Origin of the sequence: Pseudoalteromonas sp. 78C3 (assembly GCF_002836695.1) — a bacterium.
GTDB lineage: Bacteria > Pseudomonadota > Gammaproteobacteria > Enterobacterales > Alteromonadaceae > Pseudoalteromonas > Pseudoalteromonas arctica.
In genome coordinates this window covers 19,373-41,527 of the sequence record NZ_PJAV01000145.1, presented here as the reverse complement: position 1 = coordinate 41,527, position 22,155 = coordinate 19,373, and the positions used below count along the sequence as shown (strand labels likewise).

At 38.6% G+C, this 22,155-nt stretch carries 25 protein-coding genes; 10 read left to right on the top strand and 15 right to left on the bottom strand.

The features are described 5' to 3' along the window. Positions 1 to 47: 47 nt before the first annotated feature. The 8 genes from CXF76_RS10670 to CXF76_RS10630 all read left to right on the top strand — a co-directional run bounded on the left by CXF76_RS10670 (position 48) and on the right by CXF76_RS10630 (position 5,723). Positions 48 to 668, top strand: a complete 621-nt coding sequence (locus CXF76_RS10670) for a MarC family protein (protein WP_024589771.1) — start codon at positions 48 to 50, stop codon at positions 666 to 668. A 123-nt stretch (positions 669 to 791) separates the two neighbouring features. Beyond that, positions 792 to 1,724, top strand: coding sequence for a tRNA dihydrouridine(20/20a) synthase DusA (gene dusA / locus CXF76_RS10660; protein WP_024589770.1), 933 nt, complete (start codon positions 792 to 794; stop codon positions 1,722 to 1,724). Between the two features lie 244 nt (positions 1,725 to 1,968). Further along, on the top strand, positions 1,969 to 2,649 hold the full coding sequence (locus CXF76_RS10655) for a PspA/IM30 family protein (RefSeq protein ID WP_101163632.1): 681 nt from the start codon (positions 1,969 to 1,971) through the stop codon (positions 2,647 to 2,649). Positions 2,650 to 2,658: 9 nt separating this feature from the next. After that, positions 2,659 to 2,865, top strand: a complete 207-nt coding sequence (locus CXF76_RS10650) for a PspC domain-containing protein (protein ID WP_101163631.1) — start codon at positions 2,659 to 2,661, stop codon at positions 2,863 to 2,865. Between the two features lie 173 nt (positions 2,866 to 3,038). After that, positions 3,039 to 3,365, top strand: coding sequence for a hypothetical protein (locus CXF76_RS10645; protein ID WP_010554260.1), 327 nt, complete (start codon positions 3,039 to 3,041; stop codon positions 3,363 to 3,365). A gap of 79 nt (positions 3,366 to 3,444) precedes the next feature. Continuing rightward, positions 3,445 to 3,954 (top strand): copper chaperone PCu(A)C, encoded by a 510-nt coding sequence (locus CXF76_RS10640; protein ID WP_024590184.1) that lies wholly within the window; start codon positions 3,445 to 3,447, stop codon positions 3,952 to 3,954. An 8-nt stretch (positions 3,955 to 3,962) separates the two neighbouring features. Further along, complete coding sequence (locus CXF76_RS10635) at positions 3,963 to 4,949, top strand: DUF2333 family protein (protein WP_007580283.1); 987 nt, start codon at positions 3,963 to 3,965, stop codon at positions 4,947 to 4,949. 3 nt (positions 4,950 to 4,952) lie between these two features. Next, a complete protein-coding gene (locus CXF76_RS10630) occupies positions 4,953 to 5,723 on the top strand; it encodes a TIGR04219 family outer membrane beta-barrel protein (RefSeq protein WP_007580285.1) in 771 nt (256 codons plus the stop codon). A 33-nt stretch (positions 5,724 to 5,756) separates the two neighbouring features. On the opposite strand, the gene CXF76_RS10625 is transcribed toward CXF76_RS10630, so the two are convergent. Then, positions 5,757 to 6,644, bottom strand: coding sequence for a TIGR03899 family protein (locus CXF76_RS10625; protein WP_024594005.1), 888 nt, complete (start codon positions 6,642 to 6,644; stop codon positions 5,757 to 5,759). Beyond that, entirely contained in the window at positions 6,613 to 7,194 is a 582-nt protein-coding gene (locus CXF76_RS10620; protein ID WP_007580289.1) for an SRPBCC family protein, read from the bottom strand. The genes CXF76_RS10625 and CXF76_RS10620 overlap by 32 nt, the downstream gene beginning before the upstream one ends. Positions 7,195 to 7,305: 111 nt before the next feature. Here CXF76_RS10620 and CXF76_RS10615 point away from each other — a divergent pair, with 111 nt between their 5' ends. Then, positions 7,306 to 9,495, top strand: a complete 2,190-nt coding sequence (locus tag CXF76_RS10615; RefSeq protein WP_101163630.1) for a bifunctional diguanylate cyclase/phosphodiesterase — start codon at positions 7,306 to 7,308, stop codon at positions 9,493 to 9,495. A 130-nt stretch (positions 9,496 to 9,625) separates the two neighbouring features. Then, entirely contained in the window at positions 9,626 to 11,803 is a 2,178-nt protein-coding gene (locus CXF76_RS10610) for a YgiQ family radical SAM protein (protein ID WP_007580292.1), read from the top strand. Positions 11,804 to 11,995: 192 nt separating this feature from the next. Here CXF76_RS10610 and CXF76_RS10605 read toward each other — a convergent pair whose 3' ends face one another. The 13 genes from CXF76_RS10605 to CXF76_RS10545 form a co-directional block, all read right to left on the bottom strand. Next, positions 11,996 to 12,547, bottom strand: a complete 552-nt coding sequence (locus tag CXF76_RS10605) for a protein disulfide oxidoreductase (protein ID WP_024590188.1) — start codon at positions 12,545 to 12,547, stop codon at positions 11,996 to 11,998. Between the two features lie 56 nt (positions 12,548 to 12,603). Continuing rightward, a complete protein-coding gene (gene mgtE / locus CXF76_RS10600; RefSeq protein ID WP_010554268.1) occupies positions 12,604 to 13,962 on the bottom strand; it encodes a magnesium transporter in 1,359 nt (452 codons plus the stop codon). Between the two features lie 130 nt (positions 13,963 to 14,092). Next, the gene (locus CXF76_RS10595; RefSeq protein ID WP_002957937.1) at positions 14,093 to 14,365 is read right to left on the bottom strand and encodes an HPr family phosphocarrier protein; all 273 of its coding nucleotides are present in this window, start codon (positions 14,363 to 14,365) and stop codon (positions 14,093 to 14,095) included. A 42-nt stretch (positions 14,366 to 14,407) separates the two neighbouring features. Then, the gene (gene rapZ / locus CXF76_RS10590; protein ID WP_024590189.1) at positions 14,408 to 15,253 is read right to left on the bottom strand and encodes an RNase adapter RapZ; all 846 of its coding nucleotides are present in this window, start codon (positions 15,251 to 15,253) and stop codon (positions 14,408 to 14,410) included. Between the two features lie 18 nt (positions 15,254 to 15,271). After that, entirely contained in the window at positions 15,272 to 15,724 is a 453-nt protein-coding gene (gene ptsN, locus CXF76_RS10585; RefSeq protein ID WP_101163664.1) for a PTS IIA-like nitrogen regulatory protein PtsN, read from the bottom strand. A 4-nt stretch (positions 15,725 to 15,728) separates the two neighbouring features. After that, positions 15,729 to 16,016: a ribosome hibernation promoting factor gene (gene hpf / locus CXF76_RS10580; RefSeq protein ID WP_007580301.1), complete on the bottom strand. Its 288-nt coding sequence runs from the start codon at positions 16,014 to 16,016 to the stop codon at positions 15,729 to 15,731. A 25-nt stretch (positions 16,017 to 16,041) separates the two neighbouring features. Further along, a complete protein-coding gene (locus tag CXF76_RS10575; protein ID WP_007580303.1) occupies positions 16,042 to 17,541 on the bottom strand; it encodes an RNA polymerase factor sigma-54 in 1,500 nt (499 codons plus the stop codon). A gap of 69 nt (positions 17,542 to 17,610) precedes the next feature. Continuing rightward, on the bottom strand, positions 17,611 to 18,336 hold the full coding sequence (lptB, locus tag CXF76_RS10570; protein WP_007580304.1) for an LPS export ABC transporter ATP-binding protein: 726 nt from the start codon (positions 18,334 to 18,336) through the stop codon (positions 17,611 to 17,613). Continuing rightward, positions 18,333 to 18,878: a lipopolysaccharide transport periplasmic protein LptA gene (gene lptA / locus CXF76_RS10565; protein WP_007580307.1), complete on the bottom strand. Its 546-nt coding sequence runs from the start codon at positions 18,876 to 18,878 to the stop codon at positions 18,333 to 18,335. Before lptA ends, lptB begins: the two co-directional genes overlap by 4 nt. Beyond that, positions 18,868 to 19,422, bottom strand: coding sequence for an LPS export ABC transporter periplasmic protein LptC (lptC, locus tag CXF76_RS10560; RefSeq protein ID WP_007580308.1), 555 nt, complete (start codon positions 19,420 to 19,422; stop codon positions 18,868 to 18,870). Before lptC ends, lptA begins: the two co-directional genes overlap by 11 nt. Beyond that, positions 19,419 to 19,970 carry a 3-deoxy-manno-octulosonate-8-phosphatase KdsC gene (gene kdsC, locus CXF76_RS10555; RefSeq protein ID WP_007580311.1) on the bottom strand — a complete coding sequence of 184 codons (552 nt, stop codon included), beginning with the start codon at positions 19,968 to 19,970 and terminating at the stop codon, positions 19,419 to 19,421. Before kdsC ends, lptC begins: the two co-directional genes overlap by 4 nt. Then, positions 19,971 to 20,942 (bottom strand): KpsF/GutQ family sugar-phosphate isomerase, encoded by a 972-nt coding sequence (locus CXF76_RS10550; RefSeq protein WP_024607452.1) that lies wholly within the window; start codon positions 20,940 to 20,942, stop codon positions 19,971 to 19,973. It abuts the gene before it with no gap. A 3-nt stretch (positions 20,943 to 20,945) separates the two neighbouring features. Then, entirely contained in the window at positions 20,946 to 21,914 is a 969-nt protein-coding gene (locus CXF76_RS10545; protein ID WP_024607453.1) for a calcium/sodium antiporter, read from the bottom strand. Positions 21,915 to 22,155: the final 241 nt, after the last annotated feature.

Below are 22,155 nucleotides of genomic sequence, written 5' to 3'. Positions count from 1 at the left end.
TAGTTGCAGCGTTTTTATTAAGCGCTTTTTACCTAGGAAACCCAGTAATGCACGAACTATTGGCTATATTTATTTTCTTTTTTGCGGTTATTGACCCCATTGGCACTGTACCTGTATTTATTGCAGTCACACGTGGTGATGATGAGAAGTTTAAACGTAAAGTTATATTTAAAGCGGTAGGCGTATCTGCATTAGTGCTTTTATTTTTTGTACTCGCAGGTGAGCAATTACTTAACGCAATTGAAATTCCACTTTCGGCTTTTCAAATAGCCGGCGGTATCATATTACTTATTTTTGCACTTTCAATGATATTTGGTGAAAGTAAACCAGAAGCCGAAATTAAAAGTGTACGCGACAGCACTGAAACCGCTATTTTTCCGCTTGCGATTCCGTCTATCGCGAGCCCTGGCGCTATGTTAGGCGCCGTATTAATGACTCGTAATGAAGAGTATACCTGGGTTGAGCAGTTACTAACGTCTTCAATGATGCTTGCTGTATTAGCAGTTGTACTGGTTTTGTTACTACTTGCAACGCATGTACATAAATTAATTGGTGACAGTGGCGCAAGTATAATAAGTAGAATTATGGGGCTTATTTTAAGCTCGGTTGCCGTTACTAATATTTTAAATGGCATAGCCCATTATTTTGGCTTGCAGGTGTTCTCTTAACATTGATGCCTGCCAGGCTTTTGTGTAAAATGCAGCGCCTTTTAAGCTGTGCTTAATAACTTTAATACCCTGAGGTTTGCTTTGAATAAATGTACTTTGGATAGACGCTTTTCTGTGGCACCAATGCTTGATTGGACTGATCGCCATTGTCGTACTTTTCATCGCAAAATGACTAAACATACTGTGCTTTATACTGAAATGATAACCACAGGGGCTATTTTATTTGGTCGAGGCGACTACTTACATTTTAATAAACACGAAGGCCCAGTTGCACTGCAACTTGGTGGCTCTGATCCTAAAGCGCTTGCGCAATGTGCAAAACTGGCAGGTGAGCGTGGCTATGACGAAATAAATTTAAATGTAGGTTGCCCGTCAGACAGAGTTCAAAATGGTCGATTTGGCGCATGCTTAATGGCTGAGCCTCAATTAGTTGCTGAGTGTGTTGCAGCAATGAAAAGCGAAGTAAGTATTCCTGTAACTGTTAAAACGCGTATTGGTATTGATGAGCAAGATTCGTATGAGTTTTTATGTGCGCTTATTGAAGCGTCTCATAAAGTAGGGTGTGATGATTTTATTATTCATGCTCGTAAAGCATGGCTCAATGGTTTAAGCCCGAAAGAAAATCGTGAAGTCCCACCGCTTGATTACCCACGTGTTTATCAACTTAAAAAAGATTATCCGCAGCTAGACTTAAGCCTAAATGGCGGCGTTAAAACAATTGAGCAGAGCCTAGAACATCTACAACATATCGATGGTGTAATGATTGGGCGTGAAGCTTACAGTAACCCATTTATGCTCAATGACGTTGATGAGAAAATTTATGGTGATGCTGCAAACACACAATCACGCCACGACGTAGTGCGCTCAATGTACAGCTACATTGAAGAAGAAATGCGTTTGGGTGCTAATTTTTGGCATATTGCACGTCACATGCTCGGTATTTTTCAGGGGCAGCCTGGTGCACGCGGTTTTAGACGCCACCTCTCTGAAAGTGGTCATGGTAAGCAAGCTGATTTATCGGTAATGGATAAAGCATTAAGCTTTGTACCAGAATAAAGCTAAGCTTTTAAAATTCTAAACTTAAGCCACTTTCGAGTGGTTTTTTTGATCCTAAAAATTAGTCAAAATCATAATTTATTGGCCAATTACACTCTATGTTGTTCAGCTGGAAGTCACTAAAAACTAGAGTGCTTGTTGTTTATCACTATGATTTTAAATGTTTTATTTTTATTTTTATGAACTTGGCACAACTCTTGGAATCTCCTTGTTGAAATTAATTAAAAATCAACTGGAGAATACCATGGGAATATTTAACCGCGTAAATGATGTAATTCAATCAAACATTGTCGCTATGCTTGATAAAGCTGAAGACCCAGAAAAACTTTTAAACTTAATGCTTACCGAGATGCAAGATGCGTTGAATGAGTGCCGTAGTACAGCAGCCGCTTTATTGTGTGAAGAGAAAATAATTAATCGCCAAATTGATACTAAAAAAACAGAATTAGCAGCTTGGCAAATTAAAGCAGAACGTGCGGTTGAGAAGGGCAGTGATGACCTTGCTAAGTCTGCCTTACTTGAAAAGCAGCGCGTTAACGAAAGCATTGAAAATAAGCAAGCTCAACTAGAAACACTGCAAGAGTCTATTGCAAAAATTAAGGTTGATTGTGAGCGTCTGCAGCAAAAAATGGCTATGGCTAAAACTAAGCAAGCTCAGTTAATGCAACGTCATAATGTTGCTATTGCTAGAGGGCGAATCAGTACGCAACTACAAAGCGATAAAGTAGCTCATGCGTTGTCTCGTTTTGAACAAATAGAGCAGCGTGTTGAAGGTATTGAAGCTCAAGTAGAGGCTTATGAGCTGACTGATACAGCAAGCTCTACGAGTGCCCAAATTGAGTCGTTAGTTAAAAATGAAAAAATTGATGCTGAACTGGCTCGCTTAAAAGCGAACTTAAATACTAATTTAAAACAAACTGCTTAGGAGATTGCTATGAACAGCTTTAATCGTCAACGAGGTTGGTATAAAGATACTCTAAATAAAAAAATATCGGGTGTTTGTAGTGGTTTAGCCCATAGATTGGACTTTCCTGTATGGGCAACACGCGTAGTTACTATTTTGTTGTTTTTGAGTTTTCCGTTTGCAGTTGCACTTGGTTATTTTATAGCGCATTGCTGCCTTGAAAATAAAGAGTATTAATACCAACCGGCATAAATATTTGAACAATTTAACGAATTAAATCACTCTATAACGTTGTTAAAAATTTTTATTTAGAACAACTAGATATAAAAATTTTTTGCCTAGTTATAGCGCAATTTTCTTATCGTTAAATAGACCTCATATATAAACCGGTTGGTATAAGGAGAGTTACTATGAAAGCTTTGGCAGTATGTGTAATTATCTATTTATTACTGTTTACTGATTTAATTACGTTTGTGCAGATTGATTCTTGGCAGTTGCCGTTATGGATTGCTGATATTAGCTGGGCTGGGCTCGAGCTTGTAGGTGCTTTGGCCGCAATTGTTGCTGTAGTTGCTGTAGTGGCTTTAATTACTATGGGATTAGTTGGTGCGGGTGTAGTGGCATTAGCAGGGACTGTTTTAGCGCTTTTATTCGGATCTATAATGATTGCATGGCCGTTACTATTTGTTGCAGTGTTGTGCTGGCTTGTTGCCGATAACAAAAAAGTAGCCTCTTAATCCTTAATTTGACTGACTATTATAGGTTAACTATGTTAAATTTAGCCTGTAATTTAAAGTTCTCATAAGGATAAGAATGATGACGAAACTATGTTTTTCGATGGCTTCTGCATTAATATTTAGTTTTTTTTCGTCATCGTTGGCGGCGCACTCAGGGCACGATCATGGTTCTGATGTGGCTGTGCTCGAAGTAACTAACGCGCAAATTAGAGAGTTTTTACCTGGCAGTACTTCAACTGTAGGTTATTTAACGCTAATAAATCACAGTGGAGCCGCAGCAACTTTAACTAAGGCAACTATTGATGGCTTAGGGCGTGTTGAAATACACGAGCATTCACATGTAGACGGCATGATGAAAATGCAACAAGTTGAATCAGTTGAAATTAAAGCGCACGAAAGTGTCAGTTTTCAACCTGGCGGTTATCATTTAATGGTATTTGAACCACAAGAGCCATTAAAAGTAGGGCAAGAACGCAAACTCACGCTATATTTTAGTGACGGTAATCGCTTGTTCACTAATGCTCAAGTCGTGTCGCTTGAAGCGCAAGCTACGCAGTCAAAACCATCTACTCAACACGCTCATCACTAGGAGTACACATGTCGCAACACAAAGGAAAAATAGCAGGAATAGTTGTTTTACTGCTTATCATATTTTACGCAATTGCTGTTTATTGGAGCACTGAGCCTTCACGTTTTGATGTTGTTGCAAACGCCAAAGAGCAAGCGCAGCTTCGTAATGAAAAAATAGTTACGGGTTATGTAACTACTTCTACATTAATTACAGTAGCAAATACCTTACTAGATAAACCCGGTGGCTACTTATCAAATGATGTAATACCACCAAGTATTATTATGGATGATATGCCAGCGTGGGAATATGGCGCACTAGAAATGGTACGTGATTTATCGCTTTCTATGCGAAAAGATTTTAGCCGTTCGCAATCACAATCAACGGAACATGAAGCACTTAAAAAGGCGCAGCCACAGTTTAATATAAGCTCTGAAGCATGGGCATGGCCAAGTGCTGAAGGTGAGTATCAAAAAGGTATTGATTATTTAATGGTATATCGTGGACAAATTGCTAACGAGCATGAGCGCGATAGCCAATTTTATGCACGAGCAGATAACTTACGTAGTTGGCTTAAAGAAGCTGAAAAACGTTTAGGTAGCTTAAGTCAGCGTTTAAGTGCCAGTGTAGGCCAAGAAAAAGTGAACACCGATTTAGCGGGTAATTCATCTAATAAACAAGCAACTCTTGCTCCACTGCAGCAGCAAGTAAGAACACCGTGGTTAGAAATTGACGATGTATTTTACGAGTCGCGCGGTGCTACTTGGGCATTACTACATTTTTTACAAGCGATAGAGTACGACTTTGCTGATGTACTTGAAAAGAAAAATGCGCGTGTAAGCGTTCAACAAATTATACGTGAGCTTGAGGCAACCCAAGAAACAGTGTGGAGCCCACTTATTTTAAACGGGAATGGTTTTGGCTATGTTGCTAACCACTCTTTAGTTATGGCAAATTATATTTCTAGAGCCAATGCGGCTTTAATCGAACTTAGCGAACTACTAGCTCAAGGATAAAAAATGAAAAAGTATTGTTTAGCAGCAGCCCTTTCAATGGCATGTTTAGCACCGGCAGCGCAAGCTGACACTTTACTAGGTTTATACGTAGGTGTTGATGGATGGAAGTCAGATAACGATGGCCAATTTTCTTACAAAAATAATGCATCTCAAGATTTTAATTTTGAAGATGAGACTTTTGTAAGTTATTACGCGGCGCTTGAGCACCCAGTGCCGTTAGTACCAAATATCAAATTAAAGTATACAGAGCTTGAGTTAAATGGTTCTGCGCTGCTTACAGATACATTTAGCTTCAATGGTTCTGATTATGTTGTTGGTTCTACTGTAAATACGGTAAGTGATTTAACGCATATTGATTATATTTTTTATTATGAAATTTTTGATAATGACTTAATTTCAATAGACCTAGGTTTAAATGCTAAACAGTTTGACGGTGATATTGTTGTAAGTGGCACTACCCAAAATGGTGGTACTAACTTTACCGAAACCAAAGACTTCTCTGGTTTTGTTCCTCTTGCATACGGCCGTGCCGAAGCTGGCTTACCATTTACTGGTTTAAGTGTATTTTTTGAAGGTAGCTTTTTGGCTATTGACGACAGTAAAGTACAAGATTATCAAGTAGGCGTAGCGTGGGAACTTATTGATAACCTAGCAGTAGATGTTGCTGTTAAAGCAGGTTACCGCTCTATGGTATTAGAACTTGATGATGTAGATGATATTACTACTGATATTGATGCATCTGGCCCATTTGCGGGTATTCAGGTTCATTTTTAATTCGTATTTTCTAATTAAACAAAGCGTGGCATATTATTTTATTGCGTGCCACGCTAAATCAAACTCTCCCTCTAGCGCATTATTAATCAACTGCTTATAGACCTTATTGACAGGGAAATTAATGAGTTTAGATAGCTCATCACCTGTTTGAGTAAATTTGTAATAGCTTAATACCAAATCACTACTCTTTGCTTTTAACGTTACTTTTTGCGATAAAAATGAAAGGGTAAGTTCTTGCCCCGCTTTAAGCACTGCAGATTCAATTTCTTTTCTATACAGTAAATTAAGATCCATGAGCGTTAAAATATCAGGAAAGCTAATACCCGTTTTTCCTAAATTTAGAGATACTTTATTGCCTTTTCGTAGCAAATCAAACAAGGACGGTTTTTTGTAAAAGCCGAGTAATATAAAGTGGCTGTCGTCTTTTTCGTTATAGCCTGAGAGCGACACACATTTTTGCAAAGAGTCTGCTTCTCGCTGTGTCATATGTTTTAAAGTTTGTAGGCTTTTAATTGAAAACGTACCAGGATTAAGTGTTTCTCCTGTTAAAATTTTTGCCCATAAAATTTGCATTGATTCATTAGAAGTATCTTCACACAGAGCTATAAAATGCTCTACCCAATCAACATCGGGCTGTTTACTACTTGCTACATCAGGGCAAAACCCCATAGCCATTGCTAAAATTGATTCTATATTTTGTTGTTGTTTAATAAGTAATAAATCTTGGCGCTTTTGAGCGCGAGCTAAAACAGAGTTTTCACTGTTAATATGATAAAGCGGCTTAATTTGGCCCTTAATATCGTAACTTTGCTCGTTAGTGGGTAGTACACCGTTACTACCTACTTTTGTTATAGGGTAACCAAGTAAGGATTCGATGATGTTGGCAAGATTAATTCTCGCCTGTGCTGTTTTGACTGTCATGACTGTGCATTATCCTTTGTGGATCACTAAGCTGTGCAACAGTTTGAAGGTTATTTAAACCCAGTGAAACTGTATTACTGAGTACGTACTCGCTTAAAATTGCAGTGTAACCAGATATTAAAGGAGCAGTTGTTTGACCTTTAATATTACATATTAACGTAACTATACCGTTTTGCTCGCTAAGGTTAAAAGTGCCTCTAATAATATGTTCAGCATTTAAAAGTATGTTGAAGCTGACTTTATTTTGGCTTACCGAAGTTATGATCATTTCACCATACCCCCATTTTCCTTTCCAAGACTGATGAGCCCCTAGGCCAGAACTGGGTTCGCCCAAAGTAAAACGTATGCTGGGGTCTACTTTTTCCCATGGAGACCATTTTTGCCATTGGCTAAAGTCGGTGATAAGCGGCTTTATTACTTTAAGATTGGCATTAATTTCGATTGTTTTATTTACACTATAACTTTGAGGCAGTATTAGCCCTACCAGTGCCAATACTAATAGTAATAACAGTACGCATTTGATTAATATTTTTAATGGTTTAATAAGCACACCTTTTATTAGTTTTTCAAGTTGAAATACAACAACTTTTTATTAATCGACTATAGTATGAATTAGATTATAAACCAAAAATAATTTATTGATTGCTACTTAGGAGAGCGAATGTCGTCAGATCAAAACGATTTTTTATTTTTTGAACAAGATTTTGAAGACGATGCTGTTGTTGAGCAGACTAAGTTTTGGGATATTTTAATTGTTGATGACGAACCTGAGATTCATTCTGTAACAAAATTAGCTTTGTCTGGCGTTGAGTTTTTAGGGGCAGGCTTGCGATTTCACGATGCTTATTCGGGTGCAGAAGCAATAGAAGTGCTAGCTAAAAATAAAAATATTTCGGTTATTTTTTTAGACGTTGTTATGGAAACTGACGATGCCGGTTTGCAGGTTGTAAAAAGGGTGCGTGACGAATTAAATAATCAACATGTAAGAATTATTTTAAGAACAGGGCAAGCAGGTATTACACCAGAAGAAAAAGTAATACGAGAATACGACATAAATGACTATAAAACGAAAACAGAGCTGACTCGTTCTAAGTTAGTAACTTCGCTTATAACCGCTATTCGCTCATACGAGCAGGTATGTCAGCTTGAATATCAAAGTGATGCAATGAACACGATTGTTTCAGCATCAAAGTCTATTTTAGGACTTACTGATGTTAAGCAATTATGCAAAGAAATCATCAAGCACATGAGTATTATTTTAAAATGTTCACCTAGAGGGCTTGTTTGCAGTAAGTTAGATGGCGATGATTTTATTCAGGTCTTAGGTGGTTGCGGGCATTACGAAAGCTATTTTGGTAAAAAATTAATTAATGTTGATAGCAAAGTATTTGAACAAGTTGAGTCGTGTTTTGGTTTGTCAAAGCACCAACACATAGACTCAAGTTCAACATTTATATTAAAAAGTAAGCATCGAAAAGCGGCTTTATATATAGAGTGCGACCACATTCCCTTACAAGCACAGCTACAATTTGCTGAAATTTTCTTAACTAATGTAAGTGTAGCACTTGATAACATAAGGTTATTTGTAAAGTTAAGAGATGCTGCTTATAAAGATGTGCTTACTGGTATTTCAAATCGTACTAACTTTATTGAGCGTGTGGTGAGTTATCAAAAGCCACACGTGAACGATCATGTATTTGTATTACTTGATGTAGTTAATTTTGCAGATATTAATAACGGCTTAGGGCAAGAGGTCGGCAATAAAGTATTAATTGGCATTGTGCAAAGGTTAAGAGAAAATTACCCAACAGCTAAATTACTATCACGTATTGGCGCTGATGTTTTTGGTTTTATTATTCGCCAAGACGAATTTGACTTAAAAAAATTGAATGAGCAATTAGGTATTTCATTTTACGCAGAAGAACATTTACTCCCTATCGATTTTAGAGTGGGCTTATGCCAACAACAAGACTTTCAAAGTAGCGGTATTGATACACTGAAAGTTGCTTATATTGCACTTGACCAAGCTAAAAAAGCAAAGCATAAAGAAGGCGTTTATTACAATATTGATATGCAAGATAAGATGGCTTGGCGGATAGGGATTATTAGGCAGTTACGTCATGACTTTGCTCGAAATAAATTAGAGGTATGGTACCAACCTCAACTTGCACTAGATGACTTATCGCTAATTGGATGTGAGGCATTATTACGCTGGCCGGCAAGTGATGGCGTGTATATATCGCCGGCTGTGTTTGTGCCACTTGCAGAGGATGCGGGCTTAATTGTTGATATAGGGCAGTGGGTATTAGAACAAGCTTGCCAACAGCAAAAGCGCCTAGGAAATATGGGCACAGAAATTTGTATTGCAGTTAATGTGTCTGTTCCACAGTTTAAAGTAAAAGGTTATGCGCAAACTGTTAAAAATACATTGTTAAAATATGGTGTTAAGCCAAAAAACATAGAATTAGAAATCACCGAGAGCGTAGTAATGGATGAGCTGGAAACGGTTATTAGTACACTAAGTGAGCTAAAAGAACTCGGAATGGAAGTTGCTCTTGATGACTTTGGTACTGGTTTTTCGTCGCTGAGTTACATTCAAAGTTTACCACTGGATAGGTTAAAGATAGACCGTGCATTTATTAAAGACTTACCAAATGACGACACTGGCGCTATTGCTGCCTTAGTTATATCTCTTGGTGCTAAATTGGGCTTAAAAACAATTGCTGAAGGGGTCGAAACACAAGAGCAAGCCCAGTTCTTAAAAAATTTAGGATGCGATGAAGTACAAGGTTTTATGTATGCTAAACCCATGCCTGAAAATGAATTAATAGAATTTATAAATAAACGCTAAAAAGATTAACTTATTATTTAAGCTAATGAACGATTTAGAATTTAAGGCGCGATATGCTTTGACTACTTTGTATATATAAACAATTTAGTAGGGTATAATTCGCGCCTTTTGTTATTCTACGGCCACAATTATGAGCACACTCAAAGCTAAGCGCGCCTTATTTTCATACCCTAAATACTGGGCTGAATGTTATGGCACCGCGCCATTTTTACCAACTACACGTGAAGAAATGGATGCACTTGGCTGGGATAGCTGCGACATAATAATAATTAGTGGTGACGCGTACGTCGATCATCCTAGTTTTGGTATGGCGGTAATTGGCCGTGTACTTGAAGCGCAAGGCTTTAGAGTGGGTATTATTGCCCAGCCAGCATGGGACTCTAAAGATGCATTTATGGAACTAGGCAGACCGAATTTATTTTTTGGTGTAACGGCTGGTAACATGGATTCGATGATCAATCGCTATACAGCTGAAAAGCGTATGCGCCACGATGATGCTTACACGCCAGATAACGTAGGTGGTAAACGTCCAGATCGCGCCGTAATGATTTACTCGCAAAAATGCCGTGAAGCATACAAAGGTATCCCAATTGTTATTGGCGGTATTGAAGCGAGTCTTCGTCGTATAGCTCATTACGACTATTGGCAAGAAAAAGTACGTCGTAGTATTTTGTTTGATGCAAAAGCTGATATTTTAATTTACGGTAACGCAGAGCGTCCGTTAGTTGAAGTTGCACATCGTATTGCCGCAGGCGAAACAATGGATACTATTCAAGATATTCGCGGCACGGCTGTTATCAGAAAAGAACCTTTACCAGGCTGGCGTGGAAGTGACTCCACCGCTATAGATAAAATTGGTAAAATCGACCCTATTCCAAATCCATACGGCGCTGATGATGTTGGCTGTAGTAAATCTGAATTTAAACAAGCGGGTATAGACTTAAAGGCAGAAGCTGCAAAACCGATTATGGTTCAGCCTGCGCGACCTAAGCCATGGGAAAAAACTTACGTTAAGTTACCTGCTTATGAGCAAGTAAGTGTTAACAAACCTCTATACGCCCACGCTTCGCGTATTCTACATCAAGAAACAAATCCTGGTTGTGCAAGAGCACTGTTTCAGCGACACGGCGATCGTTCTATTTGGGTAAACCCGCCAGCATACCCATTAGAAACACATGAGATGGATGCTGTGTTTGGTTTACCGTATCAGCGTATTCCTCACCCAAGTTACGGCGACTCTAAAATTCCTGCTTACGACATGATAAAAACGTCAGTTAATATTATGCGCGGTTGTTTTGGTGGGTGTTCGTTTTGCTCAATTACGGAGCATGAAGGGCGTATTATTCAAAGCCGTTCGCAAGAATCAATTATTGAAGAAATTGAACAGATTAGAGATAAAGTACCCGGTTTTACTGGTGTTATTTCTGATTTAGGTGGTCCAACGGCAAATATGTATAAACTGCGTTGTACGAGCAAAAAGGCAGAAAGTACCTGTAGACGTTTATCATGTGTGTATCCTGAAATTTGTAAGCATATGGATACAGATCATACGCCAACAATAGACTTATATAAAAAAGCACGTGAAGTTAAGGGTATCAAAAAGGTATTGATTGCTTCTGGAGTTCGTTACGACTTAGCTGTACGCGACCCGCGTTACGTTAAAGAATTAGTAACGCATCATGTAGGTGGCTACTTAAAAATAGCGCCAGAGCATACAGAGGATGGTCCATTATCAAAAATGATGAAACCAGGTATGGGGGCGTACGATCAATTTAAAGAATTATTTGATAAGTACTCTAAAGAAGCCGGTAAAAAGCAGTATTTAATTCCTTACTTTATATCTGCTCACCCAGGGACAAAAGATGAAGACATGGTAAACATGGCTTTATGGCTTAAATCAAACGACTTTAAGCTTGATCAGGTACAAAATTTTTACCCATCACCGATGGCTAATGCGACGACTATTTACCACACAGAAATGAACTCTTTACGTAATATAAAAAACAATACAGAAGTTGTTCCAGTACCTAAAGGTGCTCGCCAACGTAGATTACATAAAGCTATTTTACGCTACCATGATGCAGCAGGTTGGCCGATGATACGTGAAGCACTGCGTAAAATGGGTAAAGCTAATTTAATTGGTAAAGGGCCTAACTGTTTAGTGCCTGAAGAAGGGCGTGATGAAAAAGCAGGTAAAGGTGGCAGTAAAGGCGGACGTCCTGCACTAACGCGACATACCGGTTTTAGCCAATTTAAAAAGGCAAACACTAAACCAAAAGTAGGCGGTAATCGTCAAAGTACACGTTAGTGATTCAATCTAATAACAACTAGTAGATTAGTTTAATTACGCTAAGGTTTTTTAAAACCTTTTTAATACGTAAATTAAGTAAACCTTGCTCTTTATTATCTATATTATTGTAGGTGATAAAGAGCGAGCTTTTAGAAACCCCTCTTGAGATAGCACATATTTAGTGCCTATATACTTGCAGTTAGTTTTTTCTTAAAACGTTGATGATAACCACAAACGTAATTTAAGTGACCATAACGGCTGAATGCCTGTTAGCCCTTGCGTCATTTTATTATCTTTTAAGATTATATAAGATGGCGTGACTTGCCCTTGCCAATCGGCAAATATCTCACCGTGTTGATCGTTGACAGTGATAAAACTGTAGCCATGATCATTTAGATACTCATGTATTTTTTGATCCGAACCTGATTTTATTGCGATGCTCACTACAGGGTAGTTATTCTCGTTCGCGAGTTTGTTTATGGCAGGGGAGGTAATACTACAAATAGGGCACCAAGTTCCCCAAAAATAGACAAGTGTTGGTTTATCTTGGCTCATTGCTGCTAAATCAATGTTTTGCCCTTTATAATCTATTAATTGTAATTGAGGATTTGCTGGCATAACAGGTTGTCGCCACCAATTTACAGCGTTATAAATTACGAAAAATATGAGACCATATATCAACACACTTTTTAATATTGATAGGCCTTTTTGTTTTGGCGTTTTTTTAGGTGTGTCTTTTTTATTTTTGGTATCCGTTGTCATAGTTGCAGCTTTACCCTAAGTGTTTTTTACTTTAGTTATTTGCAAAAGTTTCTAATTTAAACCAGCAACCAAGTAGCAGTACCTAAAAAGGCGAATATACCCACAATATCTGTCACCGTGGTTAGCACCACACTCCCTGCAAGTGCTGGGTCTATATTCATTCTTTTAAGAATAATAGGGATACTCGCACCAGCAACACCTGCCACCACTAAGTTCATAAACATAGCGAAGGCGAGTACGCCACCAAGCATAAAGTCCCACTGCCATAGGGCAATAACACCTGCAATTAACAACGACCACAAAACACCGTTTAACGCGCCAATAGCAAGCTCTTTCATCATTAAAAAGCGTTGGTTAGTTTGATTTATATGACCTACCGCAATACCACGAATAACAAGCGTTAATGATTGGCTACCTGCAACACCGCCCATAGAAGGGACAATACCGTTAAGTACAGCTAAAATAGGTAAAACATCTAAAGTGCCTTCAAAAAAGCTAGCTACAAAAGCAGCTGCAAGTGCAGTTAGTAAGTTGACACCTAACCAAACTGAGCGTTTTTTAGAGCTTTTTAGTACTGGCGCAAAGGTATCTTCTTCATCATCAAGGCCGGCTAAGCCCAATAAACTATGCTCAGCATCTTCGCGGATTACGTCAACGATGTCATCGATAGTGACACGGCCAAGGAGCTGATCGTTATCATCGACTACGGGGGCCGATATCCAATTATGACGTTCAAATAATTGCGCGACTTCACTTTCATCCATAGAGATTGGAATGGATTCACAATCTTCATCCATTAAATCACGAACAATTTTTTCTGGCGGGTTAGTTAATAATGTACTCAGCGATAAAGCGCCTATAAAGCAGTTATGCTTATCAACAACGTACAAGTCATCGGTACCTTCTGGTAACTCGCCGCGTAGCCTAATATATCTAAGTACAACATCAAGCGTAACGTCAGGGCGGATGGTCACCGTATCGGTGTTCATTAGCGCGCCAGCAGAACGCTCTTGATACGAAAGTGCTTGTGTTGCACGCTCACGGTCTTGAATGTCCATCGCGCTAACAACGTCTTTATAAACGGTGTCCGGCAGACTACGTAATACTTCACCTAAGTCATCGTGGCCCATATCTTCTGTTGCGGCTGCAATGTGCTTAGGTTCCATTTGGGCAATAATGCCTAAACGAACATCTTCTGATAGTTCTTCAAGAACATCACCTTGCACATCAGGATCAACCAACTGCCAAAGGAGTCGGCGAATTTTATGCGGTGATGATTCTAGTAATAATGCGGTATCACAAGGAGCTGTTTTTGCGAGCATGCGCCTAACTTGAACAAATTGACCACTATTGAGTGACTTAGTCACCTGTTTTAGTTGCTGTAGTGGGTAATCTTGTTCAAAAGCTTCAGGCATTGGCGTCCTTTATAAATTTTTATATTACTTTATGGGGAGAGGTGAGTTAACTGGCGTCACTAACCGTATTTATTTTATATATCTGTTTTAATTGGGGCATTAGTAATGCGAGCATTATTTTTATAACTGTTTATTCTTGTTCATTAAAACGTTGTGCTATTAATTCTCCAACAGCATGTAAAGCTTGCTCAGAATCGGGGCCTTTGCATACAACTTTTACTTCTTTTCCTTGGCTACTTTCAAGTAACATTAGTGCAAGTACGCTATCGCCTGCGGCTTCTTTGTCATCTTGAAATAATGTAATTGTCGCATCAAACTGCACTGCCAATTGGGCAAGCACGGTGGCTGCTCTGGCGTGCAATCCTAATTTGTTTTTTATTAAAAAAGTGTCTTCACAATGCATAACTTACTCTACCTAAGCTGAACAGGTGATTATTCAGCTATATTATTTTTCTTGTTCGCGATGGCGAATTTTCACATTGGGATGTGTCATTGCAAAACTTTCACCGATAGTTTGCGCTAAATATACAGAGCGATGTTGTCCGCCTGTACACCCAATGGCAATGGTTAAATAACTGCGGTTATTTCGCTCTAAGTGCGGTAACCACGTTTGTACAAATGTTTGAATTTGCCATGTGAATTTTTGCACTATGCTGTGATTGGCCAAATAATCTTTAACGGGTTGATCTAACCCATTTAAAGGTTTTAATTCAGGTTCCCAATGTGGATTTGGTAAAAAGCGTGCATCAAATACGTAATCTGCTTCTTTTGGTATGCCGTGTTTAAAACCAAACGATTCAAAAGTGACAATCAGTTGTTTATCTTTTTTACCTAAAATCTTTTCACGAATAGATTCAGCGAGTTGATGAACACTCAAATCAGTCGTGTCTATCATAAAGTCGGCGCGGGTGATTAATACATCAAGTAATTCTTTTTCTTTTTTGATGGCTAAATCAAGAGGCAACGAGTCAATTGATAGTGGGTGTAATCTACGAGTTTCAGAAAAACGTTTTATCAATGTTTGATCGTCGCTATCTAAATAAAATAACGTAGGGTTTGCAAAGCCTGGCAAGTATTCAAGAATATCGTTAAATTCATCTTGTTGTTTAGGGATGTTCCGTACATCAATGCTAACAGCAATTTTATCGTAGCTATCAGACACACTGCGAACTAATGAAGGAAGCAAGTTAACTGGAATATTATCTACGCAATAATAACCTAAATCTTCTACAATGCGTAAAGCAACCGACTTTCCAGAACCAGAACGGCCGCTTATGATAATTAACTCCATTTAACACCCTTTATAAAACTATGATTGATTGATAATAACTTGGTAAAGCTCAGTATCTGATTTTGCACTGCGTAACTGTTTACAAAAATCTTTGTTGTTTAGTTTATCAGCAATGGTTGCTAGAGTCTTTAAGTGCTGCTGGTTATCGCCATCTGGTACGATGAGTGCGACGAAAATATCAACAGGGCGATTATCGATTGCATCAAAATTTATTGGAGTTTCGCTAACGAGTACTAAAGCCAAAGGCTCTTCTGCACCGCTCATTCTTCCATGAGGAATGGCAATGCCACGCCCTATACCTGTACTACCCAATTTTTCTCTGCTCATTAAAGCATTAAGAATATCTTGTTGCGGTAAATACGGAAGTTTGTCGTGAGCAAGTTCGCTAATGAACTCTAAAATTCTTTTTTTGCTATTAAAAAGGACCGCAGCTTTGCTGCAGTCCTGGCATATAAGTGAGCTTAATTTCATCATATTAGTGTCGAGCAAGCTTCTCTTTGTGTTTAATTACTTGTCGATCGAGCTTGTCGATCAACGAGTCAATGGCGGCATACATATCTTGATGTTCTGTAGAGGCAAATAACTCAGCACCGCTTACGTGTATGGTGGCTTCTGCTTTTTGATTTAATTTTTCTACATCGAGAATGACATGAACATTATTAATATGATCAGAGTGTCTTTCTAGCTTCGCAAATTTGGTATTAATATAGTCTCTTAGTGAATCGGTTAATTCTACGTGACGACCAGTTAAGTTTAGTTGCATAAGCATTACCCTCTTTTTTTGCGTCTTAAATCAAACTTTTACGTTGATTTGACGGTGGAATAGCCAGAGATTCGCGGTATTTTGCGATTGTACGTCTCGCTACTTTAATTCCTTGCTCAGCCAATATATCCGCTATTTTGCTATCACTCAATGGTTTTGCTGAGTTTTCTGCTGCGATTAATTTTCGGATAAGCGCACGGATTGCTGTAGATGAACATTCACCACCGTTTTCGGTGCTTACATGGCTTGAGAAAAAGTATTTAAGCTCAAATATACCACGGGGTGTGTGCATATACTTTTGGGTTGTTACGCGCGAAATTGTTGATTCGTGCATTTCTACCATTTCAGCAACATCATTTAAAACCATTGGTTTCATGGCTTCAGGACCGTGTTCAAAAAAGCCTTGTTGTTGCTTAACAATACAATTTGTTACTTTTAATAGCGTGTCGTTTCTACTTTCTAAGCTTTTAATAAACCATTTAGCTTCTTGTAAATGCGAGCGAATAAACTGGCTGTCACCACTGGATTTTACAGTGCGAGACATTGCCGCGTATTGGCTATTAACACGAATTTTAGGCATGCTGTCTGGGTTTAACTCAACAACCCAGCGGCCTTTAATTTTTTTAACTGACACATCAGGAATAACATACTCAGATTCTTCTCTTACAATAGTATCTGCAGGTTTAGGGCTTAGAGTATGTATTAATGTCATTACTTCTTTAAGCTCTTCTTCTTTGAGCTTAGTTTTCTTCATTAATGTACGATAGTCACGAGCAGCTAATAAATCAATATGCTCGGTTAAAATCATTTTTGTTTCATTAATGTAAGGTGTTTCTTTATCAAACTGGTTAAGCTGAATACATAAACACTCTTGTAGGCTACGCGCAGCAATACCAACAGGATCAAACAGTTGGATGCGTTTTAATACAGCTTCAATTTCATCAAGTTCGACTTCGTTATCATCTTCGTTTTCTTGATTGAAGCTTTCTAAAATCTCTTCGCAGCTTAGTGTTAAAATACCTGAATCATCGACGGCTTCTACAATAGCAATAGCAATCGCTTCGTCTGTAGGGCTAAATGGCGTTAGTTGTAACTGCCACATTAAATACTCATGGAGCGTTTCAGTAGAGGCGCCTTGGTATATTGATTCGTCTTCAGGCATCGGACCCGATGATGCTGCTGGGGCGGCACTCATGTACTCATCCCAACTAACATCCATAGCCATGTCGTCACTTAGCGTGTCTTTTGCAAGTGCTTCACCACTATCTTGTTCGTATTCGCTTGGAGCATCATCGGCAGATGCGCTAACAGTTATGTCATCTGTATCTGCTTTTTGCTCGTTTTTACCAGCAGCGTCTTCTGAATAGTCTGCTTCTTCAACCTCTAATAGCGGGTTGCTGTCGAGAGCTTCTTGTATTTCTTGCTGGAGATCCAATGTACTGAGTTGCAACAAACGAATAGCTTGTTGCAACTGTGGAGTCATTGTAAGTTGCTGGCCCATGCGCAGCTGTAGTGATTGCCTCATGTATCTCTAACAATCCTTTTATGTTGTTATAATTAATACTAGCAGATGCTTAAAGACATGGCGTAAATGTTACAGCCTAAATTGCTCGCCTAAGTAAACATCGCGTACTGTTTTATCATTTAATACGTGTTCTGGAGTACCTGATGCAATCAGCTCCCCATGAGAAACAATGTAGGCTTTTTCACAAACATCAAGGGTTTCTCTTACGTTATGATCGGTAATTAATACACCAATCCCACGATTTTTAAGATGTTCTATTATTTTCTTTATATCTAATACCGAAATCGGGTCAACACCTGCAAATGGTTCATCCAGTAATATAAATTTAGGATCTGCTGCCAGCGCACGTGCTATTTCCACACGACGACGTTCGCCACCCGACAACGCCATACCTTGGCTATCACGAATGTGTTGTATGCTAAATTCATCTAATAATTTATCGAGAGTGTCTTCTCTAGCTTGTTTATTTAACTCTTTGCGCGTTTCTAAAATGGCCATTAAGTTTTGATAAACAGTCAGCTTTCTGAATATTGAAGACTCTTGCGGTAAGTAGCCAATGCCTAATCTAGCACGACTATGCATAGGTAAAAGAGTAATATCGTTATCGTCTATCGATATTTTACCTTTGTCGCTAGGTACAAGTCCTACTATCATATAAAACGTGGTGGTTTTACCTGCGCCGTTAGGGCCAAGTAAGCCAACAATACTGCCAGCTTTGACTTCAAGGCCGACGTTTTTTACAACTTCACGGCCTTTATAGCTCTTTGCTAATAGCTCTGCTTTTAATGTGCTCATGGTTGACCTTTGTCGCTTTTTTTACTTTTTTTAGTCTCGATTGGCACTAAAATTGTGTGAACGCGGTCAGTTGAGTTTTCATCTTTTTCGGCACTGATTAGCTGCTGCTCTATATCGTAGGTAATGCTTTTAGCATTTATTTTTTGTCCCGCTTGCGATACTTGTGCATTACCAACAAGCGTTAAAAAACGCTTAGATACATCATAACGTACTTCGTCAGCACTGGCGCTCATAGTCGTGCCATCTGATTGCTTTTCTTCAAAGTGCGCAGGGCTACCTGTAGCAATTAATAATTGTTTATTATCACCAAGTTCATCGCGTTTATGTACTTCTAAGCGGTCGGCTGTGATACGGCGGTTACCGTGAATAATTTCAACGTTTTTCTCAAAAATTCCGACATTAGCTTTTAATTGACCTTCTTGCTTATCGGCGCTTATTGAAATTTGATTTGCAGTCGGTTGCGTGTTTTGCTCTGCAGCACTACTATTAAATGCTAGTATAAGTGTAGGAATAATAAGTGATTTTAATATTTTATTGGTCATAATATATGGTTCGCGTATGGTTAATTAGTTTTATCACTTCGGTTTTTAAGTCGGCTTCTAGGCCTTTACCAGTGATTTTTAAATTGGGTCCAGTGATGATAACGGGTTGCTCCGAACGCATTGTTAATAGCTTTATATCTACCTGAATATTATCAGCATTGATTTTGTCTATCATGGCGTTATCGGTTAAGTTTTTGGCAACCACATTGCCTTCTAAAATTAATTGTTTGTCTTCGTATAATGTTGCTTCGTCTGCATTTATTTGCCACGTTTGCTTTTCGTTATATAAAGTAAAAATAGGTTTTTCAAAAAACGTAAAACCTAATTGTTGATATAGCTCCATTTTAGCCGCAGTGACTTTGTGGCTAATTTTACCTTGTTCGTCATAGGCTGTTTGTTTGAGTTCTATGGCTATGTAATCAGGCTTGGCAATAACTTCAGGCTCAGTCTGAGGCACAATATTTGTTTGTGTAAAATAAGGGTACCAAAGCCAAACCATACAGCTAATGAATAAAACGCTTAATATTATGCGCGCTGCATTCATGAACTAGTGCCTTGTGTAGTCAATGCTTTACCATTTTCAAGCATAAGTAAGTCGGTGAGCTCTCTTACTGCACCAAAGCCGCCAGGCATTTGCGTTACATAGTGTGATAAACGTTTAATAAGTGGATGGGCATCATTTACTGCAACAGCAAAGCCGACTAATTCCATAACGGGCATGTCAGGACCATCATCACCGATATAAGCAATTTGTTCATCGCTAAGGTTGAGTTTGTCTTTTAATTCTTGATAGGCAATGAGCTTATTTTCTTGGCCTTGATAAATATGCTGTACGGTTAAGCTGCTCATACGTTGTTGCACTATTTGTGAATGACGACCAGTAATTACAGCCACTTCAAAGCCACTGTTTATAAGCGCTTTAATGCCAAAACCATCTTTTGTATTAAATGCTTTTAGCTCTTCACCTTGATTACCAAGATAAATACGGCCATCAGAAAATACACCATCAATATCGCATATAAGTAGCTTTACTTTTTTAGCGCGTGCTTTTGCATCATCGCTCAGCGGTTGATAGAGTTCTTCAAATTGCATTTATAATACTCCTGCTTTTAATAGGTCTTGCATGTTTAATGCGCCAATAGGTTGGTTTTTCTCATTGACGACGATTAAGCCATTTATACGTTTGTGTTCCATAATATTAAGCGCTTCAGCGGCTAAAATATCTTGTGTAGCCGTAGTACATGACTTAGTCATAACAACATCTATTTGTGTTGTATGAATATCAATTCTTTGTTCTAAAATACGACGCAAATCGCCATCGGTAAATAATCCCACGAGCTGCTGATTTTCATCAACAATGGCTGTCATACCTAAACCTTTAGCAGACATTTCAATAAGGGCGTCTTTAACTGTTTGTGAAACGCTAATAATAGGTGTATTTGCGCCGCTGTGCATAACATCTTTTAAAGTAAGTAATAAGCGCTTGCCTAAACTACCACCTGGGTGAGATAGCGCGAAGTCATCAGCTGTAAACCCGCGAGCTTCTAATAATGCAACTGCCATGGCATCGCCCATCGCAAGCGTTGCAGTGGTACTTGATGTAGGAGCTAGACCCAATGAACAGGCTTCTTTTTCTACTTTAATACACACATGTACATTAGCAAGGGTCGCCATGGTTGATTGCGTATTGCCAGTCATCGATATCATTTTGGCACCAAGTCGTTTTAAAACCGGAATGATATTTAAAACTTCGCTGGTCTCCCCTGAATTAGAAATAAGCATAACCACGTCATTTTTAGTGATCATCCCTAAATCACCATGACTTGCTTCACCAGGGTGAACAAAAAATGCTGGACTGCCAGTGCTTGCAAGGGTTGCCGCTATTTTATTGCCAATATGACCTGATTTACCCATACCAATGACAATAATACGGCCTTCGCAGTCGTACATTAATTGGCACGCGTTATGAAAATTTTCATCTACATATTGTGCAATATCACTAAGTGCTTGGCGCTCAACATCTAAAACGCGAAGGCCTTGTTCAATAAAATTTAGCGTTGCCATCATTTACCCTACTTGACTAAAAATATACCCTTGGTAACCCAAAAACGCTATTAGCAATAAGCCGCCTTCTACTCTATTGATACGTTGGGTACCTCTAAAGTTCAATGACATAATAATAAGAGCAAGTGTTGCGCCAATCATAATTAATACGTCTCGGCTTACTAATGATGGATCAATGGCTGAAGGGTTAATAATACCGGCAAGTGGTAATACCGCTAGAATATTAAATATGTTTGAGCCAACAATATTACCTAGTGCTAAATCATCTTCATTTTTAAGTACACCTGCAACCGAAGCGGCAAGTTCAGGCAAACTAGTACCGATAGCAATAATTGTTAAGCCAATGACTAAGTCGCTTAAGCCGAAGTATTTAGCAATATCGACAGCCGAACCTATTAAAAAATGAGAACTAACAGGTAGGAGTATCATGCCGACAACTAACCAAAATACCGCTTTTTTCGTAGGTACATCGTTTGGTACATCGTCGCAGGCTTCTGACACAAATGGATCATCTTGGTTTTTTGCACGCATAGATACAATAATTAACCCACCGATGAATACGATAAAGCCAACCAAAAGTGCAACACCTTCATTAAATGAAAAGTAGTTATCTGAGAACACATACCAAGTAGCTAAAGATACGAGCATCACTAATGGCATTTCACGTTTTAATGTACTTGATGAAACTGAAAGAGGGCGAAATAGAGCAGTGATACCTAACACAAGTAAAATGTTTGTAATATTAGAGCCAACAGCATTGCCAACCGCTGTGTCGGTTTTGTTAGCCAGAGCGGCAGAGGCTGAAACCATCATTTCGGGTGCTGAAGAGCCCATAGCTACCACGGTTAAACCAACAATAAGTGTAGGTACACCAAAGTTTTTAGCAAGAGCCGCAGCGCCATAAACAAACCTGTCTGCACTCCAAACAAGAGCTGCAAAACCAAGAATTAAAATAACAAACGAGGTAACCATTGTGTTAAGCCAGTTATACAAAATACGGATGGCGCGAATAGTAACAAAAGCCAAGATGAAAGTATAAATAAAAGAGTAAGGTCAACTACGTAACAATGCTGCTTTTAAACAGCTAATTTAAAAATTTAAGCCGGGGTTAAGCTGTTTTGAGCGAGTCTTATAATCCTTTTCATGGGTGTATTACAAAATCTTACGAATTGTTTTTTCCATCTTTGACAAAAAAGCTTTAAAATAGGTGCAC